At 65.9% G+C, this 4,636-nt stretch carries 5 protein-coding genes and 1 tRNA gene; 1 reads left to right on the plus strand and 5 read right to left on the minus strand.

Going from position 1 to position 4,636, the window contains the following annotated elements:
- A partial coding sequence (locus HMPREF9440_RS10905; protein ID WP_008541083.1) for an alpha/beta hydrolase occupies positions 1-572 on the plus strand: 572 nt, incomplete at its 5' end.
- Positions 573-801: 229 nt separating this feature from the next.
- Here the strand turns inward: HMPREF9440_RS10905 and HMPREF9440_RS02235 are convergent.
- From HMPREF9440_RS02235 to HMPREF9440_RS02255, 5 genes are all read right to left on the minus strand, one after another.
- A tRNA-Leu gene (locus HMPREF9440_RS02235) sits at positions 802-885 on the minus strand.
- A gap of 58 nt (positions 886-943) precedes the next feature.
- On the minus strand, positions 944-1,456 hold the full coding sequence (gene folK / locus HMPREF9440_RS02240; RefSeq protein WP_008541084.1) for a 2-amino-4-hydroxy-6-hydroxymethyldihydropteridine diphosphokinase: 513 nt from the start codon (positions 1,454-1,456) through the stop codon (positions 944-946).
- Positions 1,453-2,892, minus strand: a complete 1,440-nt coding sequence (pcnB, locus tag HMPREF9440_RS02245; protein ID WP_008541085.1) for a polynucleotide adenylyltransferase PcnB — start codon at positions 2,890-2,892, stop codon at positions 1,453-1,455. Before pcnB ends, folK begins: the two co-directional genes overlap by 4 nt.
- Positions 2,885-3,592 (minus strand): HAD family hydrolase, encoded by a 708-nt coding sequence (locus tag HMPREF9440_RS02250; protein WP_008541087.1) that lies wholly within the window; start codon positions 3,590-3,592, stop codon positions 2,885-2,887. Before HMPREF9440_RS02250 ends, pcnB begins: the two co-directional genes overlap by 8 nt.
- Before the next feature lie 34 nt (positions 3,593-3,626).
- On the minus strand, positions 3,627-4,310 hold the full coding sequence (locus HMPREF9440_RS02255; protein ID WP_008541089.1) for an HdaA/DnaA family protein: 684 nt from the start codon (positions 4,308-4,310) through the stop codon (positions 3,627-3,629).
- Between the last annotated feature and the right edge of the window lie 326 nt (positions 4,311-4,636).

The following is a 4,636-nucleotide window of genomic DNA, read 5'->3' on the forward strand; positions in this document are numbered from 1 at the left end:
TCGCGCCCTTCCCGGACGAGCTTTTGGAGTTCGGCGCGCCCGTCTGCCGCTTCGTCCTCCCGAACGCCCCCGTGCGCGAGATTTCCGCGCATCCGGGCTATCCGCTTCGCGCCTGGTACGACATCAGAAGCGACCGCATCGACGAAAACGAGGACCAGATCGGCATCACCGAGTCCGCCCGCCGCGTCGCGAAGCTGATCGACGAAATCGCCGCTCAAGGCGTTCCTTACGAGCGCATCGTGTTGGGCGGCTTCTCGCAGGGTGCGGCGATTTCGCTTCATGCGGGTCTGCGTCTGCGCCGTCCCTTGGGCGGGATCGTGGCGCTCTCGGGGTACCTCCCCCTTGCGACGCGTCTTTACGGCGAGGCGACCGACGCCGGCCGCCGCACCCCGATCTTCATGGCGCACGGGCTTTTCGACGACGTGGTGTCGCCGCTCGTCGCGGAGCGCGGCGCGTCGCTGCTCTCTGAAGTGAACCGTTCCTTCCTCTGGCGCACCTACGACGTCGACCACGGTCTGGCCCGGGAAGAACTTGCGGACCTTGCGGCCTTCCTGAGGAACGTGGCGGGTTGACGGGGTAGGACTTCGGCCCACGGACGGGCGGCCTTCGGGTCGCCCGTCGTCGTTTTGAGATCTGTCCGGCCGTCAGGGCGGACGACTTCAAAGCAGCATCGGCACGGAGGTGTTTCAGTCTTTCGGACGACGCTCCGGGGTGCAGACAACAAAAAAGGCACCTTTTAAAGTGCCTTTTGATTTGCTCAATTTCTCGCAACAACCTGGTTTTCATCAAATCCTAGGCCATTGGTCCCCGGAGAGAGACTCGAACTCTCACGGTTTTACCCGGCGGATTTTGAATCCGCTGCGTCTACCATTCCGCCATCCGGGGGAGTTTCGAAGTATGCCGCAACCATGGGGCTGCCGTCAAGTTTTGACCGCACAGCAAATCAAAGCACTCGGATCATCTGCGAGGGGTCCGACGCCCGAAGGGCCTCAGCCGCGTCTCGCACGCTCCGGCCGTCCGGCAGCACCGCATCGGGCTCCACATCAAGCCAGGGGACGAGCACGAAGAGACGCCCGGTCATCCTGGGGTGCGGGAGCGTGAGCACGTCCGTCTCACGGGTTTCCCCGTCCATCCGGAGTAGGTCCAGGTCCAACGTGCGCGGCGCGTTGACGACGCCCTTCGGCCGCACGCGGCCGAAGGCCTTTTCAATCGTCTGAAGCTCGGTGAGGAGCGCTTCGGGCGCAAGCGTCGTCTCCAAAAGCGCGACGGCGTTCACGTAGTCGGGGCCGCCCGCGTCGACGGGCGACGTCGCATAGAAGCGGCTCGCCTGGATGCTCTGGACGCCCTTGATGCGGCCGATCGCCTTCTGGGCTTCGCGAAGCGTCCCGGCGGCGTCGCCCAGATTGGCGCCCAACCCCACCAAAGCCCGTCGGGGCACAGCGGCGTTGGAGCTCACGATTCGCCCTCCGGGCGCTTCGAGCGGGACCGGCGGCGCGGACGACGGCGGCGACGCTTCTTTTCTTCGCCGCCCTCAGGGACGGCGTCGGCGCCCGCGTCCTGACGGCGCTTGGCACCTTGGCGCGCCGCGTCACCCGTACGGCGGGCTTCAACCTGAGCTTCAGAGATGAGCACCGCACGGGATTCGTCGTCGCCTTCCGCAAAGCGCTCCCACCACGTCACCTGCTCGACCGGGACGTGACCCGTCATCGAACGGAGCAGCATGAAGTCGTAGGCCGCGCGGTAGCGCGGGTGGTGGATCACCGAGTAGGCGGACTTGCCGGTACGGCGCTCCAACTTCCCCTGGAGCATCCAGAGATCGTGCATGTCGTTTTGGAAGCGCCGTTGGATCGAGAGCTGCTGCGTCTGCGTGTCGAGCACCTCAATCGAGGCGGCATGAAGGGCCGCCATGCGGCCCATGCCGCGGTTTTCTTCGTTGTGGCGCCAACGCTTGACGACCTGAGGCCAAAGAAGCGTCCCGAAGAGAAACGACGGCGAAATCTTCTTTCCGACCGCGATGCGCTCGTCGGTGCGCTCCAGCGCCAGCATCAAAAACTTCTCGCCGTCGGGCTCCGAGAGCACCACGGAGAGGACCGGCAGAATCGCCTTGTCGAGGCCCTCTTCGCGAAGCTTTTTGAGGCACGCCACGGCGTGCCCGCAGGTAAAGAGCTTCAAAAGCTCATCGACCAGTCGGGCCGAGGGCACGTTCATGAGGAGCTTCCCCATCTTCGGGATGGGGCGCTCCGTCGCGCGCTCAATCCGGAAGCCCAACTTCGCTGCGATGCGCACGGCGCGCATCATGCGCACCGGGTCCTCGCGGTAGCGCTCTTCCGGGACGCCGATCATGCGCAGGCGCCGCGCCTCGATGTCCTCAAACCCCTGGTGGTAGTCGAAGAGCTCTTCGGTCGCCGGGTCGTAGTAGAGCGCGTTGATCGTGAAGTCGCGGCGCGCCGCGTCCTCCCACATTTCGCCGAAGACGTTGTCGGAGACGACGCGGCCGGCGGCGTCCTTCCGGACGCCGGCGCCTTCCAACGCGCGGAAGGTCGAGCACTCGATCACTTCGGTGCCGAACATCACGTGCACGAGGCGGAAGCGTCGGCCGATGATGACCGCACGACGCTGCGCGCGCTTCACCTCTTCGGGGGTCGCGTCCGTCGCGACGTCGAAATCCTTGGGGGAGACGCCCAGAAGGAGGTCGCGCACGGCGCCCCCCACGATGTAGGCCTTGTAGCCGCGGCGGTGAAGCGCCTCGCAGGTCTTTCTCGCCTGCCAGGAGACGAGCGCCGGATCAATCCCGTGCTCGTCCTTCGTGAGGACGCGCGGCGTCTTCACGATTTCGGTCGTAGGTCCGCGGTCCATCCAGGAGCGCACGCGCTCCACAAACTGCTCAAACATGAGCGCCCTCCTTCGGGAAGAGCTCGATCGTCGCCCAACCGCGCTCGCGCGCCAGGTCGGCGAGCGCGGGCGACGCGTTCACCGCGACGGCGCGGCTCCCCGCGCCGTACCCCGCCGCGAAGTCAAGGAGCGGCAGATCGTTCATCGAGTCGCTGTAGGCCTCCACCGCCTCGACCTTGTCGCCGCAGAGCGTTTCGCGGATGTGAATGAAGTCGCGGACGAGCTTCAGCTTCCCCGCGCCGTAGCTGTGCGAGCCGTCAAGACGACCCGTGAATTCACCCTTCTCATCCTCTTCGGGACGCGCCGCGACGAGGTTCGTGATGCCGAAGAGCGCCGCCACGGGGGCGGAGACGAAGCTGTGGGTGCCGGTCGCCAAGAGGAGCGTCCAACCCGCCCTGCGGCGCTCGTCCACGAGGGCAAGCGCCTCGGGCTTCACGGCCGGGCGGATCACTTCGTCGATGAACGCGTCGAGCCAGGCGTCAAGATAGATGCGCTGAAAGCGCGCGAGAAGCTTCAGATGAAAGCCCGTCAGCGCCTCGGGGTCGAATTCGCCTCTGTGGTAGTCGGCGTTCAAGCGGTCGGCCTCGGCCAGGATCGGCGCCGGGTCGACCCCTGCGTACTTGGCGACCCAGCGCGGCCACAGGTCGCCCGAATCGAGGGGCAGCAGGGTGTGGTCGAGGTCGAATACGGCTAATTTCATGTCGTCGGTTCAGTATTGTTGGGGGGGGGGCGCGTCAGTCGAGTCCGCGGCCCGTCTCCGTCAAAACGCGCGCGGCCTCGCGCACGAGCGCCAGGGTGACCTTGCGCTTGGTGCGGAGCGCCAGCTGATTCGCGAGGTCGAAGACGCGCGTCAACGCCCGCATGTTGCGGGGCAGATGCGTGCGCATCCACGCGGCCATCGCGGGCGTGAGCTCGATTCCCCGCATCGCGGCGGCGCGGCCGAGCACTTCAAAGGCGGCCTCTTCCGAAAGCGGCTTCACGGCGTAGGAGAGCCCCCACGCCAGGCGGCTCTTCACCCCGTCGGGGAGCGGCAGCCGTGCGGAGGGGAGACGCCCCGCACAGATGAGGCGCGCGTCCGCATCGCCGTAGACGGCGTTCTGGAGTGCGAAAAGCTGACGCGCGTAGCCCGTGTCGAGCAGGTCGACGTCGTCGACCGTGTAGAGCTTCGTGCCGGGCACGTAGCCCGGAACGGGCTGCGTGCGCTCCGCACTTTCAGGATCGACGGCGGTGAGCAGGTGCGTGAGTCCAGCGCCTTTCGGTCCGTGCAGATAGAGGAACTTCGGACCGCGTCCTTCGCGCATTTCCGAGAGTGCCGCCAAGGCTTCGGCGTTCTCGCCGACGATGAAGTTCTCCAACGTCGGTCGTTCGCGCTCCTGGAGCTCAGGAAGGTCGAGAAGGTACTGATCGGGTTCCTGCATGGAATTGGGCGGAAGGTCTGCGCACCTCGGACTGCGCTCAAGATTTTCAGTGCCGTGAGTTTACCGCGATTTGGAGCCCCGCACCCGACGCCCGATCTCTTTTCATGAAGACGAAGACCCCTGAAGGAAGGCCCGTTCTGAGGAGTGCGTCCGGATCTTCGTCTTATACTCACGGCCATCCCGACAACCCCCGGGGCCGAGAGGCTTCCGGACCCCATCCGAGACTCATCCACCATGACTCAGCTTTCCTACGCGGCCGCCGGCGTTTCGATCGACGCCGGCGACGAACTCGTCGAACGCATCAAGCCCGCCGCCAAGCGCACCCT

It is taken from the genome of Sutterella parvirubra YIT 11816 (assembly GCF_000250875.1).
Classification (GTDB): Bacteria; Pseudomonadota; Gammaproteobacteria; order Burkholderiales; family Burkholderiaceae_F; genus Sutterella; species Sutterella parvirubra.